The sequence below is a fragment of the Vibrio sp. Vb1574 genome (assembly GCF_033338675.1).
This window is the reverse complement of sequence record NZ_JAWOTC010000040.1, coordinates 33,149-48,080: the sequence shown is the minus strand read 5'-3', so window position 1 is coordinate 48,080 and position 14,932 is coordinate 33,149. Positions and strand designations below refer to the sequence as shown.

General features: G+C 43.5%; 14 protein-coding genes. 5 read left to right on the top strand and 9 right to left on the bottom strand.

Features of this window, described 5'->3' with window-relative positions; translation table 11 throughout:
- Together R7O12_RS19320 and R7O12_RS19315 are read left to right on the top strand one after the other, a co-directional pair.
- On the top strand, positions 1-105 hold a 105-nt coding region (locus R7O12_RS19320; RefSeq protein ID WP_254661342.1), incomplete at its 5' end, for a flagellin.
- 116 nt (positions 106-221) lie between these two features.
- Complete coding sequence (locus R7O12_RS19315) at positions 222-1,346, top strand: flagellin (RefSeq protein ID WP_005382040.1); 1,125 nt, start codon at positions 222-224, stop codon at positions 1,344-1,346.
- A 94-nt stretch (positions 1,347-1,440) separates the two neighbouring features.
- Here R7O12_RS19315 and crr read toward each other — a convergent pair whose 3' ends face one another.
- The 5 genes from crr to cysZ form a co-directional block, all read right to left on the bottom strand.
- A complete protein-coding gene (crr, locus tag R7O12_RS19310) occupies positions 1,441-1,950 on the bottom strand; it encodes a PTS glucose transporter subunit IIA (RefSeq protein WP_005382041.1) in 510 nt (169 codons plus the stop codon).
- Between the two features lie 121 nt (positions 1,951-2,071).
- A complete protein-coding gene (gene ptsI / locus R7O12_RS19305; protein WP_005389298.1) occupies positions 2,072-3,796 on the bottom strand; it encodes a phosphoenolpyruvate-protein phosphotransferase PtsI in 1,725 nt (574 codons plus the stop codon).
- 140 nt (positions 3,797-3,936) lie between these two features.
- The gene (locus tag R7O12_RS19300) at positions 3,937-4,194 is read right to left on the bottom strand and encodes an HPr family phosphocarrier protein (protein ID WP_005382043.1); all 258 of its coding nucleotides are present in this window, start codon (positions 4,192-4,194) and stop codon (positions 3,937-3,939) included.
- A 300-nt stretch (positions 4,195-4,494) separates the two neighbouring features.
- Entirely contained in the window at positions 4,495-5,463 is a 969-nt protein-coding gene (gene cysK, locus R7O12_RS19295; RefSeq protein WP_005382045.1) for a cysteine synthase A, read from the bottom strand.
- Between the two features lie 164 nt (positions 5,464-5,627).
- On the bottom strand, positions 5,628-6,371 hold the full coding sequence (gene cysZ / locus R7O12_RS19290; RefSeq protein WP_025767003.1) for a sulfate transporter CysZ: 744 nt from the start codon (positions 6,369-6,371) through the stop codon (positions 5,628-5,630).
- Between the two features lie 251 nt (positions 6,372-6,622).
- Here cysZ and zipA point away from each other — a divergent pair, with 251 nt between their 5' ends.
- From zipA to R7O12_RS19275, 3 genes are all read left to right on the top strand, one after another.
- Positions 6,623-7,579 carry a cell division protein ZipA gene (gene zipA / locus R7O12_RS19285; RefSeq protein WP_017819969.1) on the top strand — a complete coding sequence of 319 codons (957 nt, stop codon included), beginning with the start codon at positions 6,623-6,625 and terminating at the stop codon, positions 7,577-7,579.
- A gap of 90 nt (positions 7,580-7,669) precedes the next feature.
- The gene (gene ligA / locus R7O12_RS19280) at positions 7,670-9,682 is read left to right on the top strand and encodes an NAD-dependent DNA ligase LigA (RefSeq protein WP_086046572.1); all 2,013 of its coding nucleotides are present in this window, start codon (positions 7,670-7,672) and stop codon (positions 9,680-9,682) included.
- Between the two features lie 511 nt (positions 9,683-10,193).
- Positions 10,194-11,603 carry a hypothetical protein gene (locus tag R7O12_RS19275; RefSeq protein WP_005382055.1) on the top strand — a complete coding sequence of 470 codons (1,410 nt, stop codon included), beginning with the start codon at positions 10,194-10,196 and terminating at the stop codon, positions 11,601-11,603.
- Between the two features lie 336 nt (positions 11,604-11,939).
- On the opposite strand, the gene R7O12_RS19270 is transcribed toward R7O12_RS19275, so the two are convergent.
- The 4 genes from R7O12_RS19270 to R7O12_RS19255 form a co-directional block, all read right to left on the bottom strand.
- On the bottom strand, positions 11,940-12,119 hold the full coding sequence (locus R7O12_RS19270) for a hypothetical protein (protein ID WP_086046573.1): 180 nt from the start codon (positions 12,117-12,119) through the stop codon (positions 11,940-11,942).
- Positions 12,120-12,443: 324 nt separating this feature from the next.
- Positions 12,444-12,905 (bottom strand): NfeD family protein, encoded by a 462-nt coding sequence (locus tag R7O12_RS19265; protein ID WP_017634826.1) that lies wholly within the window; start codon positions 12,903-12,905, stop codon positions 12,444-12,446.
- Positions 12,906-12,908: 3 nt separating this feature from the next.
- Positions 12,909-13,826 carry an SPFH domain-containing protein gene (locus R7O12_RS19260; protein ID WP_005382060.1) on the bottom strand — a complete coding sequence of 306 codons (918 nt, stop codon included), beginning with the start codon at positions 13,824-13,826 and terminating at the stop codon, positions 12,909-12,911.
- 159 nt (positions 13,827-13,985) lie between these two features.
- The gene (locus R7O12_RS19255; RefSeq protein WP_318126278.1) at positions 13,986-14,840 is read right to left on the bottom strand and encodes a co-chaperone YbbN; all 855 of its coding nucleotides are present in this window, start codon (positions 14,838-14,840) and stop codon (positions 13,986-13,988) included.
- Between the last annotated feature and the right edge of the window lie 92 nt (positions 14,841-14,932).

Sequence of the window (14,932 nt, the reverse complement as noted above, 5' to 3'; positions counted from 1 at the left end):
GAAACGACGGCAATGACCAAATCACAAATTCTATCGCAAGCGTCAAGCTCAATCCTTGCGCAAGCGAAACAAGCGCCTAACTCAGCGCTAAGTCTGCTAGGTTAATCAATTTAACAAAGCAAGAAACCAAAGCCAGGCTCATCCCTGGCTTTTTGCTTATTGGCTATAACGATTCAGATATGTCCTGACAGTATGTTCGATAAGGCATTCATATCGATTAGATGATCTCTTTAAATTCCAATGTTTCTGCGATGGTGGCGCAGAGACACCTGAGTCAAGCAGCTGCGCAAAATGTTGAGTCACAACGCAACCTAACTTCGGGATTTCGAATCAACTCGGCGAGCGATGATGCGGCAGGTTTACAGATATCGAATACTCTCCATGTACAAACGAGAGGGCTTGATGTCGCCTTAAGAAATGCACACGACGCTTTTTCTGTTGCTCAAACAGCGGAGGGAGCATTGCACGAAAGCAGTGACATATTGCAACGCTTACGCTCTCTGGGGCTTCAAGCAGCAAACGGCAGTTATGACTCAAGTGATCGGCAAAGTATTCAATATGAGGTCGTAGCGCTGCAAGATGAGCTTGATCGTGTCGCGATCACGACAACATTTGCGGATAAAAACCTGTTTGATGGATCTTACGGTTCACAAAGTTTCCATATTGGCGCGAACGCTAATTCAATCTCTTTGACGTTACGTAACATGCGTAGCCATATCCCAGAGATGGGAGGGCAGCATTATGTTGGTGATGCGGTCGATAAAGATTGGCGAGTCACTAAAGATAACCAAACCCTAAAAGTCGAATACCAAGACAGTAAAGGGCAAACCCAAACGGAATCCATTGGACTCAAATTGGGTGACCGTATAGAACAGGTCGCCACTTACATCAATGCTCAACAATCGATAGTGAATGCTTCAGTAACGGAAAACAACGAACTGCAATTCTTCGCTTCTACGATGAAGGCGCCAGAGGGTGTGGTTCTCGATGGGAGTTTAGCGGATGAGCTTGATGTGAGCGCTGGTCAATTAGTCACAATGGATGACATCGATATGTCGACGGCAGGTAAGGCGCAGCTTTCAATTGGGGTGATTGATGCAGCAATTAAGTATGTTGATTCGCACCGGAGTGAAATTGGCAGCTTTCAGAACCGTGTAAACGGCTCGATGGATAACTTAAATACTGTGAATCGGAGTGTTACAGAATCCAAGAGTCGAATAAGAGATACAGACTTCGCAAGAGAATCTACGGAAATGGTGCGTTCTCAAGTGCTCCAAGATGCGACAACTGCATTACTCGCTCAAGCGAAGCAAAGGCCGAGCTCAGCACTAGGCTTGCTCAGTTGAACGTGTTTCAGCGATGCACATCGCTCAGAAAAAAGTCAGATAATAAAAAACGCTGCCATTGGCAGCGTTTTTTTCGTGTTCGATTAAGTAAAAATTACTTAGTTACACGTAGAACTGGAGTTTCACCAACAGTTACAGAACCAGAAAGCTTGTTTAGCTCTTTGATTTCGTCCATGTTAGAGATAACAACTGGAGTTAGCGTTGACTTCGCTTTCTCTTCTAGAAGAGCTAGATCGAATTCAATTACAGTGTCGCCAGCTTTAACAGTTTGACCTTCTTCAGCGATACGCGTGAAGCCTTCGCCTTTTAGTTCAACTGTGTCGATACCGAAGTGAACGAAAAGCTCAACACCGTCGTCAGACTCGATAGAGAACGCATGGTTAGTTTCGAAGATCTTACCGATAGTACCGTTTACAGGAGCTACCATTTTGTTGCCTGCTGGCTTGATAGCAATACCGTCACCAACGATTTTCTCAGCGAAAACAACATCTGGCACGTCTTCGATGTTTACAATCTCACCAGAAAGTGGCGCGATGATTTCGATAGCACCAGCGTCAGCGCTGTCATCAGATACAAGCTTCTTAAGTTTGTCAAACAGACCCATTGTGTCATGCTCCTAAGGTTTGGTTTTATTCTGTCGAATTATAGTATACCAATATAGCTCATTAGACGACTTTTTTCGCCGTCTAATGGCCATTAAGTATTGAATTACTTGGTACTACCGATTACTGAGCTTTCTCAGCAATAAACTTTTCTACCACGGCTTCGATTTCTTCTGCTGTCGGTAGAGAAAGGGCTTCTTCAGCCATTGCTTTCACTTCTGCGAAGTTAGAGTTACGAACTACTTTCTTCACTTTAGGGATTGAAATACCGCTCATTGAGAACTCGTCCAGACCCATACCTAGAAGTAGAAGTGTTGCACGCTCGTCACCTGCAAGTTCACCACACATACCAGTCCATTTACCTTCTGCGTGAGATGCGTCGATAACTTGCTTGATCACTGTAAGTACAGCTGGTGATAGTGGGTTGTATAGGTGAGAAATCATCTCGTTACCACGGTCAACTGCTAGCGTGTACTGAGTTAGGTCGTTTGTACCGATAGAGAAGAAAGACACTTCCTTCGCTAAGTGGTGTGCGATCGCAGCAGCAGCAGGAGTTTCAACCATAACACCGATTTCGATGTTTTCGTCGAACGCGTGGCCTTCAGCGCGTAGCTCTTCTTTGTACTCTTCGATCGCTTTCTTAAGCTCACGGATTTCTTCGACAGAGATGATCATTGGGAACATGATACGCAGTTTGCCGTGTGCAGAAGCACGTAGAATGCCACGTAGCTGATCACGAAGGATTTCACGACGATCCAGACTGATACGTACAGCGCGCCAGCCTAGGAATGGGTTCATCTCTTTTGGAAGATCCATGTATGGGAGATCTTTATCGCCGCCGATATCCATAGTACGGATGATCACAGCTTGACCGTTCATTGCTTCCGCAACTTCTTTGTACGCTTGGTACTGTTCTTCTTCAGTTGGTAGCGCAGTACGGTCCATAAATAGGAATTCAGTACGGTACAGACCAACACCTTCACCGCCGTTACGAAGGATACCGTCACAGTCTTTCACTGTACCGATGTTACCGCAAACTTCTACACGGTGACCGTCAGTCGTTTCTGCGTGTAGGTCTTTCAGTTTCGCTAGCTCTTCTTTTTCAGCTAGGAATGCTGCTTTAACCGCTTTCGCTTCTTCTAGCTCAGCTTCTGATGGGTTAACAACAATCTTGTTGTTCATTGCGTCAAGAATCAGCATGTCGCCATTCTTAACTTTCTTCGTGATGTCGTTAGTACCAACGATAGCTGGAAGCTCAAGTGAGCGAGCCATGATTGAAGTGTGAGATGTACGACCGCCGATATCACAAGCAAAACCAAGCACGTAGTCTAGGTTGATTTGTGCAGTTTCAGATGGCGTTAGGTCGTAAGCAACAAGAATTACTTCTTCGTTGATATCGCTAAGCGAAACAATGTTGATGCCTAGTGCGTTCTTAACAAAACGAGAACCGATATCGCGGATGTCAGTTGCACGCTCTTTTAAGTATTCGTCGTCTAGAGACTCAAGAGCACATGCTTGCTCTTCGATCACTGAGTGGATAGCGTGATCAGCAGTCATCTTGTCGTTTTTGATAAGTGCTAGGATTTCCTCTTCTAGCTCTTCGTCTTCAAGAAGCATGATGTGACCTTCAAAGATCGCTTCTTTTTCTTCGCCAAACGTTTCAAGCGCTTTTTGCTTGATAGTTTCTAGCTGAGCTGCAGATTTGTTACGAGCGTCAAAGAAACGCTGAACTTCAGCTTCTACTTGATCGTCAGAAATAGTGTTTGTGTTTAGGACAATTTCATCTTCTTGAAGTAGTAGTGCTTTACCGATTGCAATACCAGGAGATGCTAGGATGCCTGAAATCATAGCCTTACCTTAAGTTTGGTCAACTTTATAAAACGGGAGAATAATGGGTGCGCTAACGAATAGTTTTAGCTTAGTTTTGAGCCTATTTCCAACGAAGCCATTTTGCTTTCACAAAATGGCTTCTGGAGTAGGAGACCGGATTAGTGTAGTTGGTCCATTAGAGCAACTAGGTGGTCAACTGCTTGCTGAGCTTGTGGGCCTTCAGCAGAAATAGTAACTTGAGTACCTTTTACTAGGCCTAGTGTTTGTAGTTTGAACAGGCTCTTAGCGCTAGCGCTTTTACCGTTAGAAGTCACAGTGATGTCTGCGTCGAATGCTTTTGCTTCTTTAACAAACTGTGCAGCTGGACGAGTGTGAAGGCCGTTTTCTGCTGTGATTTCTACTTGCTTCTCGTACATGTGATATACCCCAATAAATGTATTTTTTTGTTAGTTTGTGACCAGATTTTAGCTTAACTGCTTTACATCTTGTGCGCTAGCACGGGAAGAGTTCAAAGCGCGTCAGTTCTGATACTAGTCAAAAGTTTGGTAACTACGCAACTGTTTGCGTGCGTAATCACTTTGAAACCTTTTTGTGTTCTGCTTCTTTATTTTGAAGCTAGAAATAAAACACCCTGATATTACCAAAGGTAGGGCAGGGATCAACAAAAAAGCCCCTAAACGGGGCTTTTTTAAACTAAAAATTGATTTGAACACATATTATTGTTGGTTCTCTTTTTCGGTAAAGATACCTGCAAAGAGTGCTGTACTTAGGTAACGCTCACCGGAACTTGGCAAGACAGTTACAATTGTTTTTCCTTCAAATTCAGGTAGTTCTGCAAGTCGGTTCGCTGCAACAACCGCTGCGCCAGATGAGATACCAGCTAGGATACCTTCCTCTTCCATTAGGCGACGAGCCATCTCAATCGCTTCTTCTGAGGTAACTTGCTCAACACGGTCAATAATGTCTAAATCGAGGTTACCAGGGATGAAACCAGCACCGATACCTTGAATTTTGTGTGGGGCAGGTTGGATTTCTTCGCCAGCAAGTGCTTGTGCAATAACCGGAGACTCTGCTGGCTCAACTGCAACAGAAGTGATGGCTTTGCCTTTTTCACCTTTGATGTAACGGCTTGTACCTGTGATAGTACCGCCCGTACCAACACCAGCAACGAATACGTCGATTTCACCGTCTGTCGCTTCCCAAATCTCAGGGCCCGTAGTCTTTTCGTGGATTTCTGGGTTCGCTGGGTTGTCAAATTGTTGAAGAAGTAGGTACTTCTCAGGGTTGCTTGCTACGATTTCTTCTGCTTTAGCAATCGCCCCTTTCATGCCTTTCGCCGCTTCAGTCAGCTCAAGGTTCGCGCCTAGTGCTTTTAGTAGCTTACGGCGTTCTAGGCTCATTGATTCAGGCATGGTCAATGTTAGCTTGTAACCGCGAGCAGCCGCTACGAATGCTAGAGCAACACCTGTGTTACCACTGGTAGGTTCTACAAGCTCTACACCTGGCTTAAGAAGGCCCGCTTTCTCTGCTTCCCAAATCATGTTTGCACCGATACGGCACTTAACACTGAAGCTAGGGTTACGCGCTTCAATTTTCGCGAGAACTTTGCCTTTACTTACTTTGTTTAGACGAACGAGAGGTGTATTACCAATAGTAAGAGAGTTATCTTCGTAGATTTTGCTCATAGTGATGTTCCTTCATTACACGTTGTGTGAATATGGATAGAAGAATATGCGGTATGAAAAAAAGGGAAAAGGATTAAAAAGTTATATCTTATTAGGTTGGCCCAGAACTTGATAAAAGAAAAGGGAAAAGCTGGCGCTGATCCCTTTCCTTAATCTCTAATCGACTATCGTTGGTGCTTAAACTCCGCGACCCACATAGCGGTTGCACCACATATTGCTACAGGCATGACAATGAGGTTCAAAATTGGGATCGTCGTAAATACAGACACCAATACCCCAAAGCCATAGGCCTTACCTTGCTTTTGTTTCAATTTGTAACGCATGTCGTTAAATGGGATTTTGTGGTTATCAAACGGGTAGTCACAATATTGAATCGCGAGCATCCAGGCGGTAAAGATAAACCATAAAAATGGGCCTACTGTTTGTCCAAGGGCAGGGATGAGCAATAACAGGAATAGGCCTATTGCTTTAGGTAAAATGTAAAGGAGCTTTCTCCACTCACGAGCTAAAACGCGAGGAACATCTTTCAGGACGGCAGTGAAACCATCATCATTTACTTTTTGTCCCGTTAAGTACTCTTCCACTTTTTCAGCCAAGAGGCCATTGAATGGCGCGGCGATAAAGTTCGCGAGCGTGCTGAAAAAATAGGAGAAGGTAGCGAGTATCGTTAGAGCGAGTAAAGGCCAAAGAATGTAAGTTAACCAGGATAAAAACTCAGGCAGCTGCCCAATCCAGCCTTCTATCCATATATTAAGGTTTGAAAATAGATAGAAGATGGCACCACCTACAAGCAAGATATTTGCAAGTAGAGGTAAGATGACAAAGCGCCTGATTTTAGGGGCTAGTGCCAATTGTATCCCGTATAGAAAATAACCGAACCCGGTTCTCTGCTGATTGTTTTTCTTCATGTCTATTTTGGCTTCGTGTAAATGAAAACTCATTGTACCTGTGAGGACTTTTCTTTCAAAGCCCTGACAAATGACGTCTTGTTAAGTGGAATCGTGGCAAGAATCACAACAAAAAACGGAACTTCTTGCATTAAGTTGTTCTAAATCTACATATAGTTTTGGTAAAGTAAACGTATCATTCAGATTTATTGCACTTGGGTTGCTGCTCAAGGAACTGCGAGTAGTAAAAACAAGTATATTGAGAGTAAATAATGCAGGAATTGCGATTCGTACTCATTGTTGTTGGCGCATTAGCCATCGCGGCATTACTGTTTCATGGTTTATGGAGCAGTAAAAAAGAAGGCAAAGCAAAGTTTGGTAACAAGCCACTTGGTAAGCTGGATGTTGACCAAGAAGACAAAAATGATCTTGTTGAGAAAGAACGAGACTTCGCTCCCGCTCCTGAAGATGACTTTGAGATCATTCGCAAAGATCGCAAAGAACCAGATTTTGGGATGGCGAGTTCTTTCGACAACAAGTTTGAATCTGACCCGTTATTCGGTGGTCCATCTGAAGTCAAACAGACGCAGCAGGAGCCGGATGACATCCCTTCATTTGTTGCAGAAAAAGATAAAGAAGAGGACGTTGAGCCTGTTGTTCAAGCAACAGTAGCTGAAGAGCCATTCCAGCCTGCTGTGGAAGAAGAAGTTATTCCCGCCGCGTTTGATATTACGGAGAAAGAACAGCAAGTCGAAACGGTTAGTGAGCCTGTCGTTGCAGAGCCTAAGGAAGAGCCAAAGCCAGAACCTGAAATGCAAGTGATTGTATTGAATGTGCACTGTGCTGGTGAAGAGCCATTTGTTGGTACTGCTTTATTTGAAAGTATGCAACAAAACGGTCTAATTTATGGCGAGATGGATATTTTCCATCGTCATGTCGACTTGTCCGGTAACGGCAAAGTGCTGTTTAGCGTCGCTAATATGATGCACCCTGGTACGTTTGAACATGCTGATCCTGCTGAGTTTACAACGAAGGGTATTTCATTCTTCATGACATTGCCTTGTTATGGCGAGGCTGAACAGAACTTCAACTTAATGCTCCGAACTGCGCAGCAAATTGCTGATGACTTAGGTGGTAACGTACTTGATGACCAGCGCAACTTAATGACGCCAGATCGTTTAGCATCTTATCGACGTCAAATAGTTGAGTTTAATGCCGCTAACGCATAATCTTAACAGCAAATAATAATAGGGCTCCGGATGGAGCCCTTTTTCTTGGATTTCCCAACCTCACCGATTGAAAATACACGGGGCTTTACTATGTCTGAATCAGTACTTCAGCGACTAGAAGAACTAAAAGAGTCGTTGCATTACCACGCTGTGCGTTACTACGTGGAAGATAACCCAGAGATCCCTGATGCCGAGTACGACCGTTTAATGCGAGAGTTACTGGATATTGAAGCTGAGAACCCTGACTTAATAACCGTAGACTCGCCAAGCCAACGTGTCGGTGGGCAACCTCTCTCTGCGTTTAGCCAAGTGACACATGAAGTACCGATGCTTTCGCTTGATAACGCGTTTGATGATAGTGAACTCGATAGTTTCCACAAGCGCGCACAAGAGCGCGTGGGCAGCCAGAGTGTGAAAGAATACTGTTGTGAGCCTAAATTGGATGGACTCGCCGTAAGTTTGTTATATGAGAATGGCGTTTTAGTTCAGGCGGCCACTCGAGGCGATGGTACTACGGGTGAAAACATCACAGAGAATGTGCGTACGATTAAAGCTATTCCTTTAAAACTCAGAGGTAATGACTGGCCAAATCGTCTTGAAGTTCGTGGTGAAGTCTTTATGCCGAAAGCTGGGTTTGAAAAGCTCAATGAATTAGCAAGGAAGAAAGGCGAGAAAATCTTTGTTAATCCACGTAACGCTGCGGCAGGTAGCTTACGACAATTGGATTCACGTATTACGGCTTCTCGTCCGCTTAGCTTCTATGCATACAGTGTAGGCGTGGTGCAAGGTGCAGAATTGGCAGCAAGTCATTACGAACGCTTTTTGCAAATCAAATCTTGGGGACTGCCAATGTGTCAGGAAACTAAGCGAGTTGAAAGCTTGGCGGATGTAAAAGCTTACTACCAAGATATATTGCAGCGTCGTGATGCCCTCCCTTATGAGATCGATGGTGTCGTTATTAAAATTGACGATATTGCCGTGCAAGAGCGTCTGGGTTTTGTTGCTCGCGCTCCACGTTGGGCGATTGCCTACAAATTTCCAGCTCAGGAAGAAATGACGACACTGAATGAAGTGGAGTTCCAAGTCGGTCGCACTGGTGCGATTACACCTGTTGCTAAACTAGAGCCTGTATTTGTTGGTGGGGTAACGGTAAGTAATGCGACGCTTCATAACGCAGATGAGATAGAACGTCTGCAAGTCAAGATTGGTGATCACGTTGTGATCCGCCGTGCTGGCGATGTTATTCCGCAAGTCGTTTCTGTCATCAAAGAGCGTCGACCAGAAACAGCTCGAGATATTGTTTTCCCAACTCAGTGTCCTGTTTGTGGTTCGCATGTTGAGCGGATCGAAGGAGAAGCGGTAACACGTTGTATGGGGGGCTTAGTTTGCCAAGCCCAACGCAAACAAGCGCTAAAACACTTTGTTTCTCGTAAAGCGTTAGACGTTGACGGTTTAGGCGATAAAGTGATCGAGCAGCTTGTTGATCGTGAGATGGTGAAAACTCCTGCTGACTTATTTAAGTTATCAGCGGGGATTTTAACCGTACTAGATCGCATGGGGCCAAAGTCTGCGCAGAATATTGTGAATGCGTTAGAAAAATCCAAAGAAACAACTTTACCTCGGTTTTTGTATTCACTGGGGATCCGTGAAGTTGGCGAGGCAACCGCAGCAAACTTAGCAATGCACTTTAAAACGTTGGGAGCGATCCAAAATGCTACCGAAGAGCAGTTGATTGAAGTGCAAGACATCGGTGCTGTGGTTGCTCAACATATTACGACTTTCTTTAGTGAAGAACAGAACCAAGCGGTGGTTAAAGATTTGCTTGAACAAGGAATTCATTGGCCAGAGATTAATACTACTGAGCAGGTGGGGGAATTACCATTAGAAGGTAAAACAGTAGTATTAACGGGAACACTTTCTCAACTGGGGCGTACAGAAGCCAAAGAAGCCCTCCAAGCACTGGGGGCTAAAGTGACGGGTAGTGTTTCTAAGAAAACCGATATTTTGTTTGCTGGTGAAAATGCAGGTTCGAAGCTCGCAAAGGCACAAGAACTGGGTATCGAAATTAAAACAGAACAAGACTTACTCGAATTGATGAATTAAGTCTTCTCAAAAAAGCTAAAAAAATAACTAAAAGCCCCGTATGGTAAGCATGCGGGGCTTTTTCTTGTTCATAATTAAGTGTTTTTTTATTGAGTAATTGATGCCTTTGTTCTTTTCAGTGATCAAGATCGAACCTTGGGTTATTGGTTTTTTTGGCTTTTTTAGTCTGCGAGTGACTTCAAGTTGATACTTTCAGGCTAAATTTAAATGTTTGATTTTAAATGATATTTTGTTGAGTTGTGTTGGTGTTGTTAAAAATAAGATCTGGATCAATAAGTTATATGGAACTTTGGAGTGGCTCATATTTTTTTAGAAAAAAAATAAGTTCCATTTGGATGTTTTTAGCTGCGAAGTTAGTCTTAATCACGTGGATACACGGTGTGTATGCAGGAACTAAAAAAAGCCAAATTAGAAATAATGAGGTTTGATCAGGAATTTACTTCTCTCCTTCGGCGGCCAACTAAAGGTGAGATAGAAAAATACAGCTATATCCATTTTTAGGAGTTTTTCCATGGACAAATTTTTTAAGGTTTCAGCGTTAACCGCAGCAATGTTTGGTGTTGTTGCTGTCGCTCCAGCTACAGCGTCTACTGAAAGTGCAGCAGGTGGCGAGTACGTAGAGAAAGTGAACGAATTTATGCAAGACTCAAGTCTGAATGCATTATTCATAGTTGATACTCGTTCACGAACTCGTACAACAGGTAAGCCCGGCGGTGAAAATGGTGACCGTTGGAGTCGTCTAAACTACTCTTCTTACAACGCAATTTTAGACTTCACTTCTGGCTACCACGATGGTTGGGTGGGCGCAGATGTTGCGGCTTACTACTCTGGCGATCTTTACAACGATAGTCTTTACAATTCAAACGAAGGCTACCTATGTAACGAAATCTCAACTTGTAACAACCTAGACTGGGGTGCAGGTGATGGTCAGCAGCTTAAAGTTTACAAAGCAGCGCTGAAATTCAAAGCAAACGAAAACTTTAATGCTCGTTTTGGTATGTTACAGGCTGGTGGTAACGGTACAATCGGTAACGTTTGGAGCTTTGTACCTGGTACTTACCGTGGTTTCGAACTGAACGCTAAACTTGGTGATTTCAACCTAAGCTACTTTGGCGCAGACCAATTTACAGCACCTTGGCTGCTTCACGAAGATGATTACGCACCAGCGCTTTGGTCTGACACTTCATGGAGCTACCTACACTCTCTAGGCCTAAACGGTAACCTAACTGACAGCTTGTTTATGCAACTTGGTTTGGGTCAAGCTACTGGCGTTCAATATGCAAATGGTGTTGACTGGGGTGCAGGTCAAGTAACTAGCTACCACAACGAAACTGACAACACTTCTTACAAGGCTTACTTGAAGTACACTGTTAGTGACCGTACAACTCTAGCATTTGATTTCTACGGTGTTGACGATGATGTGAAATACGATGGTCTAGGTTTCCACACTGGTCTATCTTTGAATCAATCTTTCGGCAAGCTAGCTTGGATGTCTGAGTTGCGCTACACAGACACAGATAACCGTGCGGACTTCGTTCCTCGTACTATTCATACATATGGTATGAACAATGGTACTTGGTCTCAGTGGTGGGACGCGCTATCTGACTGGAACAAAGCGGGTGAGCTAGCATGGTACAACCGTCTATCTTACAACCAAGGTAACGGCTGGAACTACTACCTAGGCTTTGGTTACGGTACTGGCGCTGACTCTGCAGCAAGCGGAGCATCAGGTGACTGGGATTACGAAAGCGAATACGCAGTTAACGCAACAGTATCTTACTCACTACAAAGTGGCGCGCTTAAAGGTTCTACCATTCGTTTACACGGTACAATCCTAGAACGTGATGAGTACGCAGGTGCTGGCGATGCGGATGAAACAGACTTACGTCTACAAGTTCTTATCCCTTACAGCTTCCACTAATACTTAGTGAAATAATAAAAGGAGCCGCTAGGCTCCTTTTCTATTTCACTTCTCGGCCGTCGTATATTTTGCAATATAACGGTGGCAACATATGTACATTACCGTTTGGCAACTCACACTTTATCTCTGGGCCTATCGTACGACCACCGGATGCACCATTAGCATGAGTGGTTAACGGAATTATGGCAAAAGATATTACTAATAGACCAGATAAAAATCTCATAATCATCACCTCAATATAAACTTTAAATATCTACGTACTTGTATAAACCGTGACTACGCAGAAAGGTAAGGTTGAAAAGGGCTCTTATATCAAACTAAGCTCTTACTTCTTTACTATTCCCATTCCCCACCTCTAAATCGACACATTTCACTTGGAATATTCGTAACGTCGCCACTTGGCATCTTACATTCGACTATAGGTCCCAAATTAGTTGTACCGCCGTTTCCGTTGTTGTAGGCAAAGGAAGAAAAAGAAAAAATACCGCACATCATTAAAAAGAGAAGCTTATTCATAGTACATCCTCTTACTTACCAAATAAAAAGCACTCAACTTAAATGCTTATGCGTTAAGTATGTATCCGAGGATAAAAAGATCAAAAAATAATTCAATAAAGTTTTATTTTTTAAAATAAATTTAGATCGATAATTTACCTAGATATATTTCTATCTTATTGATTGTCGTGTGTTGAATAATTAAATAATAGGAAATGGTAGGTAGGGTATTAATAATATTACTAATACTTATTTTTTTCTCGATTTTAATTAAGGTAATGAAATGAAAGCAGTTGTTTAGATTAAAGTAATGGAGCATGATTTGCCCCATTACTTTGGCATAAATTAATTTGAATCAGGCTCAATGATTAAAATAATACCTTCAACATCGGTGATTCTTACGCGGGTACCGGCTGGAAGTGCTTGATCCGATTGTGCGGACCATGTGGTATCGGCTACCTTGATGCGATTGAGCCCGACGGAAAAGTCTTCTTCAAGGATAAGAGTACGCCCAATTAACTGCTTGTACTTTTGGTTCAGATCTCTTTCTTGGTCTTCTTGCTTGTCTTTAGACCATTGTCGTCGCCACCAAAGCCAGGTGGTGATTAAGCTGAAGCTTGCAAAGCAAAGCCATTGCAATTGCCAGCTCATTGGCAAAACGGTCATGAGTGCTCCAACGATAAGTGCAGACATCCCGAGCCAGAGAAAATACCCTGCGGTACCAAGTAGCTCAACTGCTAAAAGAGCAAAGCCAAACGCTAGCCAATGCCAGAAAGAGATACCTTCCAACAAACTAAAAAAGTCCATAAATTATTCTTTATCTTGCTGTTTAAACATTTCTGCTATCCCTGCAACCGAGCCCATTAGTCCGGTTGCTTCTAATGGAAGCATAATGATTTTACCATTTTCGGCTTGACCAATGCTTTTGATCGCTTCGGTATAACCCTGTGCAATGAAGTAATTGACGGCTTGCATGTCACCTTTTGCAATGGCTTCGGAAACCATGTAAGTCGCTTTTGCTTCTGCTTGCGCGGCACGCTCACGTGCTTCTGCATGGAGAATAGCAGACTGCTTTTCGCCTTCAGCTTTTAATATCTCTGATTGTTTATGACCTTCGGCCTTTAATATCTCAGCTTGGCGAACCCCTTCTGCTTCAAGAATTTCCGCACGCTTATTACGCTCGGCTTTCATTTGCGCATTCATTGCAGCGGTCAGATCGGCTGGTGGCTGGACATCTTTAATCTCAATTCGTGTGACTTTTACGCCCCAAGGGTTTGTTGCTTGGTCAACAATCGCCAACAGCTTAGAGTTGATCATGTCGCGTTGGCTCAGCATTTCGTCCAGTTCCATTGAACCTAAAACGGTACGAATGTTGGTAAGGGTCAAGTTTCTAATAGCGTGTTCTAAATCGTTGACTTCATAAGCCGCTTTGGCAGCATCGATCACTTGAACAAATCCGACAGCGTCAATAACCACGTTAGCGTTATCTTTTGAAATGACCTCTTGCGCAGGAATATCGAGAACGCGCTCCATCATATTTACTTTTTGACCAACTTTATCAACGAATGGAATGATCAAGTTTAAACCCGGCTTTAATGTGTGGGTGTAGCGTCCGAAGCGTTCAACTGTCCAGTTGTTTCCTTGCGGAACCGTTTTAATGGCTGAAGATAAGATAACGACAGCAAGAACGACGAAAATACCGATGGTGATCAGTGAATCAATTGGCATGAGTTATTCCCTTAAGTGCATAATGTTCGATCCATTTTTACCTATTTATAGACAATAGACAATTGAAGTTCTGAGACCTTTGAGAGGTTATTGGTTTTTTATATGACAAAGGCCGGAAACACCGGCCTTTGTTGTCTTCTTCCTAGAAGAATGCGACGCTTAGTACAAAATTGAGTAAAGCTGGCGACGATATTTGCTTGCTAATGCGTTACCTTGACCTAGCGCACTGAGAATATCCATAAAAGTCTTCTTCACTTCACCGTCTTTGGCGCCCAAGTCTTTTTTAAGAATATTCCACAGCAGTTCCAACGCTTCTTCATCCCGACCAACTTGGTTGTATTGTACCGCCAATTCACAAGCGAGTTCGAAGTTTGCCATGTCTGCTGCGTATGCTTGTTCTAGTCGCTGTAACTCAGGGCTATCTGCAGCCTGCAAATGCAGCTCGAGCTTGGCTATTAGGCTCTTGTAGTAGTTATCTTGATACTCGAGAGGGATAGCGTTCAGTAGTTCTTGGGCAATATCAAATTGTTTGGTTTCTAGCAAACAATCAGCCATCGCGAGTTTCACATCACCACGCTCTTGCAGCTCTGGCGGCAAAGTGTGGATGATGCTCAAAGCCTGAGCATGCTCACCTTGCTGAAGAAGTTCACTGACTTGTTTTAATAGTTGTTCATCTGGGCTTGGCAAATGCTTTTGTAGCATGGTAGCAATGGCATCAATTGGCTGGGGGCCTCCCAGACCATCGACGGCTTGACCATTTATAAACAGCGCGATAGTTGGCAATACTTGCACGCCAAATTGAGACGCTAAAGCGGGCTGATCTTCACAATTTAGTAGAGCAAGCGTAAATGCACCGTTGTACTGTTGAGCAAGAGATTGCAACTCAGGGAGTATCTGTGCGCTTTCTGGCTGAGCGTTGGCCCAAAAGTGGATCAAAACGGGCGTGTTCATTGATCCTTCAAGCGTTTCGCGAAAGTTCTGTTCTGTTATCTCAACGATAAATGGGGATTGCATCAGAGTATCCTTGCCTTGTGTCTTGTCGTTGATATTAGATATGGAGTTGATTTAGGTGAAATTCAAGCGAAATTCACCATCAATAATGAATC

What these genes read in the sequence shown, in the direction of transcription:
- R7O12_RS19315 (WP_005382040.1), top strand. Translation starts at nt 222, where the DNA reads ATGATCTCTTTAAATTCCAATGTTTCTGCGATGGTGGCGCAGAGACAC.
- crr (WP_005382041.1), bottom strand. Translation starts at nt 1,950, where the DNA reads ATGGGTCTGTTTGACAAACTTAAGAAGCTTGTATCTGATGACAGCGCT.
- ptsI (WP_005389298.1), bottom strand. Translation starts at nt 3,796, where the DNA reads ATGATTTCAGGCATCCTAGCATCTCCTGGTATTGCAATCGGTAAAGCA.
- R7O12_RS19300 (WP_005382043.1), bottom strand. Translation starts at nt 4,194, where the DNA reads ATGTACGAGAAGCAAGTAGAAATCACAGCAGAAAACGGCCTTCACACT.
- cysK (WP_005382045.1), bottom strand. Translation starts at nt 5,463, where the DNA reads ATGAGCAAAATCTACGAAGATAACTCTCTTACTATTGGTAATACACCT.
- cysZ (WP_025767003.1), bottom strand. Translation starts at nt 6,371, where the DNA reads ATGAAGAAAAACAATCAGCAGAGAACCGGGTTCGGTTATTTTCTATAC.
- zipA (WP_017819969.1), top strand. Translation starts at nt 6,623, where the DNA reads ATGCAGGAATTGCGATTCGTACTCATTGTTGTTGGCGCATTAGCCATC.
- ligA (WP_086046572.1), top strand. Translation starts at nt 7,670, where the DNA reads ATGTCTGAATCAGTACTTCAGCGACTAGAAGAACTAAAAGAGTCGTTG.
- R7O12_RS19275 (WP_005382055.1), top strand. Translation starts at nt 10,194, where the DNA reads ATGGACAAATTTTTTAAGGTTTCAGCGTTAACCGCAGCAATGTTTGGT.
- R7O12_RS19270 (WP_086046573.1), bottom strand. Translation starts at nt 12,119, where the DNA reads ATGAATAAGCTTCTCTTTTTAATGATGTGCGGTATTTTTTCTTTTTCT.
- R7O12_RS19265 (WP_017634826.1), bottom strand. Translation starts at nt 12,905, where the DNA reads ATGGACTTTTTTAGTTTGTTGGAAGGTATCTCTTTCTGGCATTGGCTA.
- R7O12_RS19260 (WP_005382060.1), bottom strand. Translation starts at nt 13,826, where the DNA reads ATGCCAATTGATTCACTGATCACCATCGGTATTTTCGTCGTTCTTGCT.
- R7O12_RS19255 (WP_318126278.1), bottom strand. Translation starts at nt 14,840, where the DNA reads ATGCAATCCCCATTTATCGTTGAGATAACAGAACAGAACTTTCGCGAA.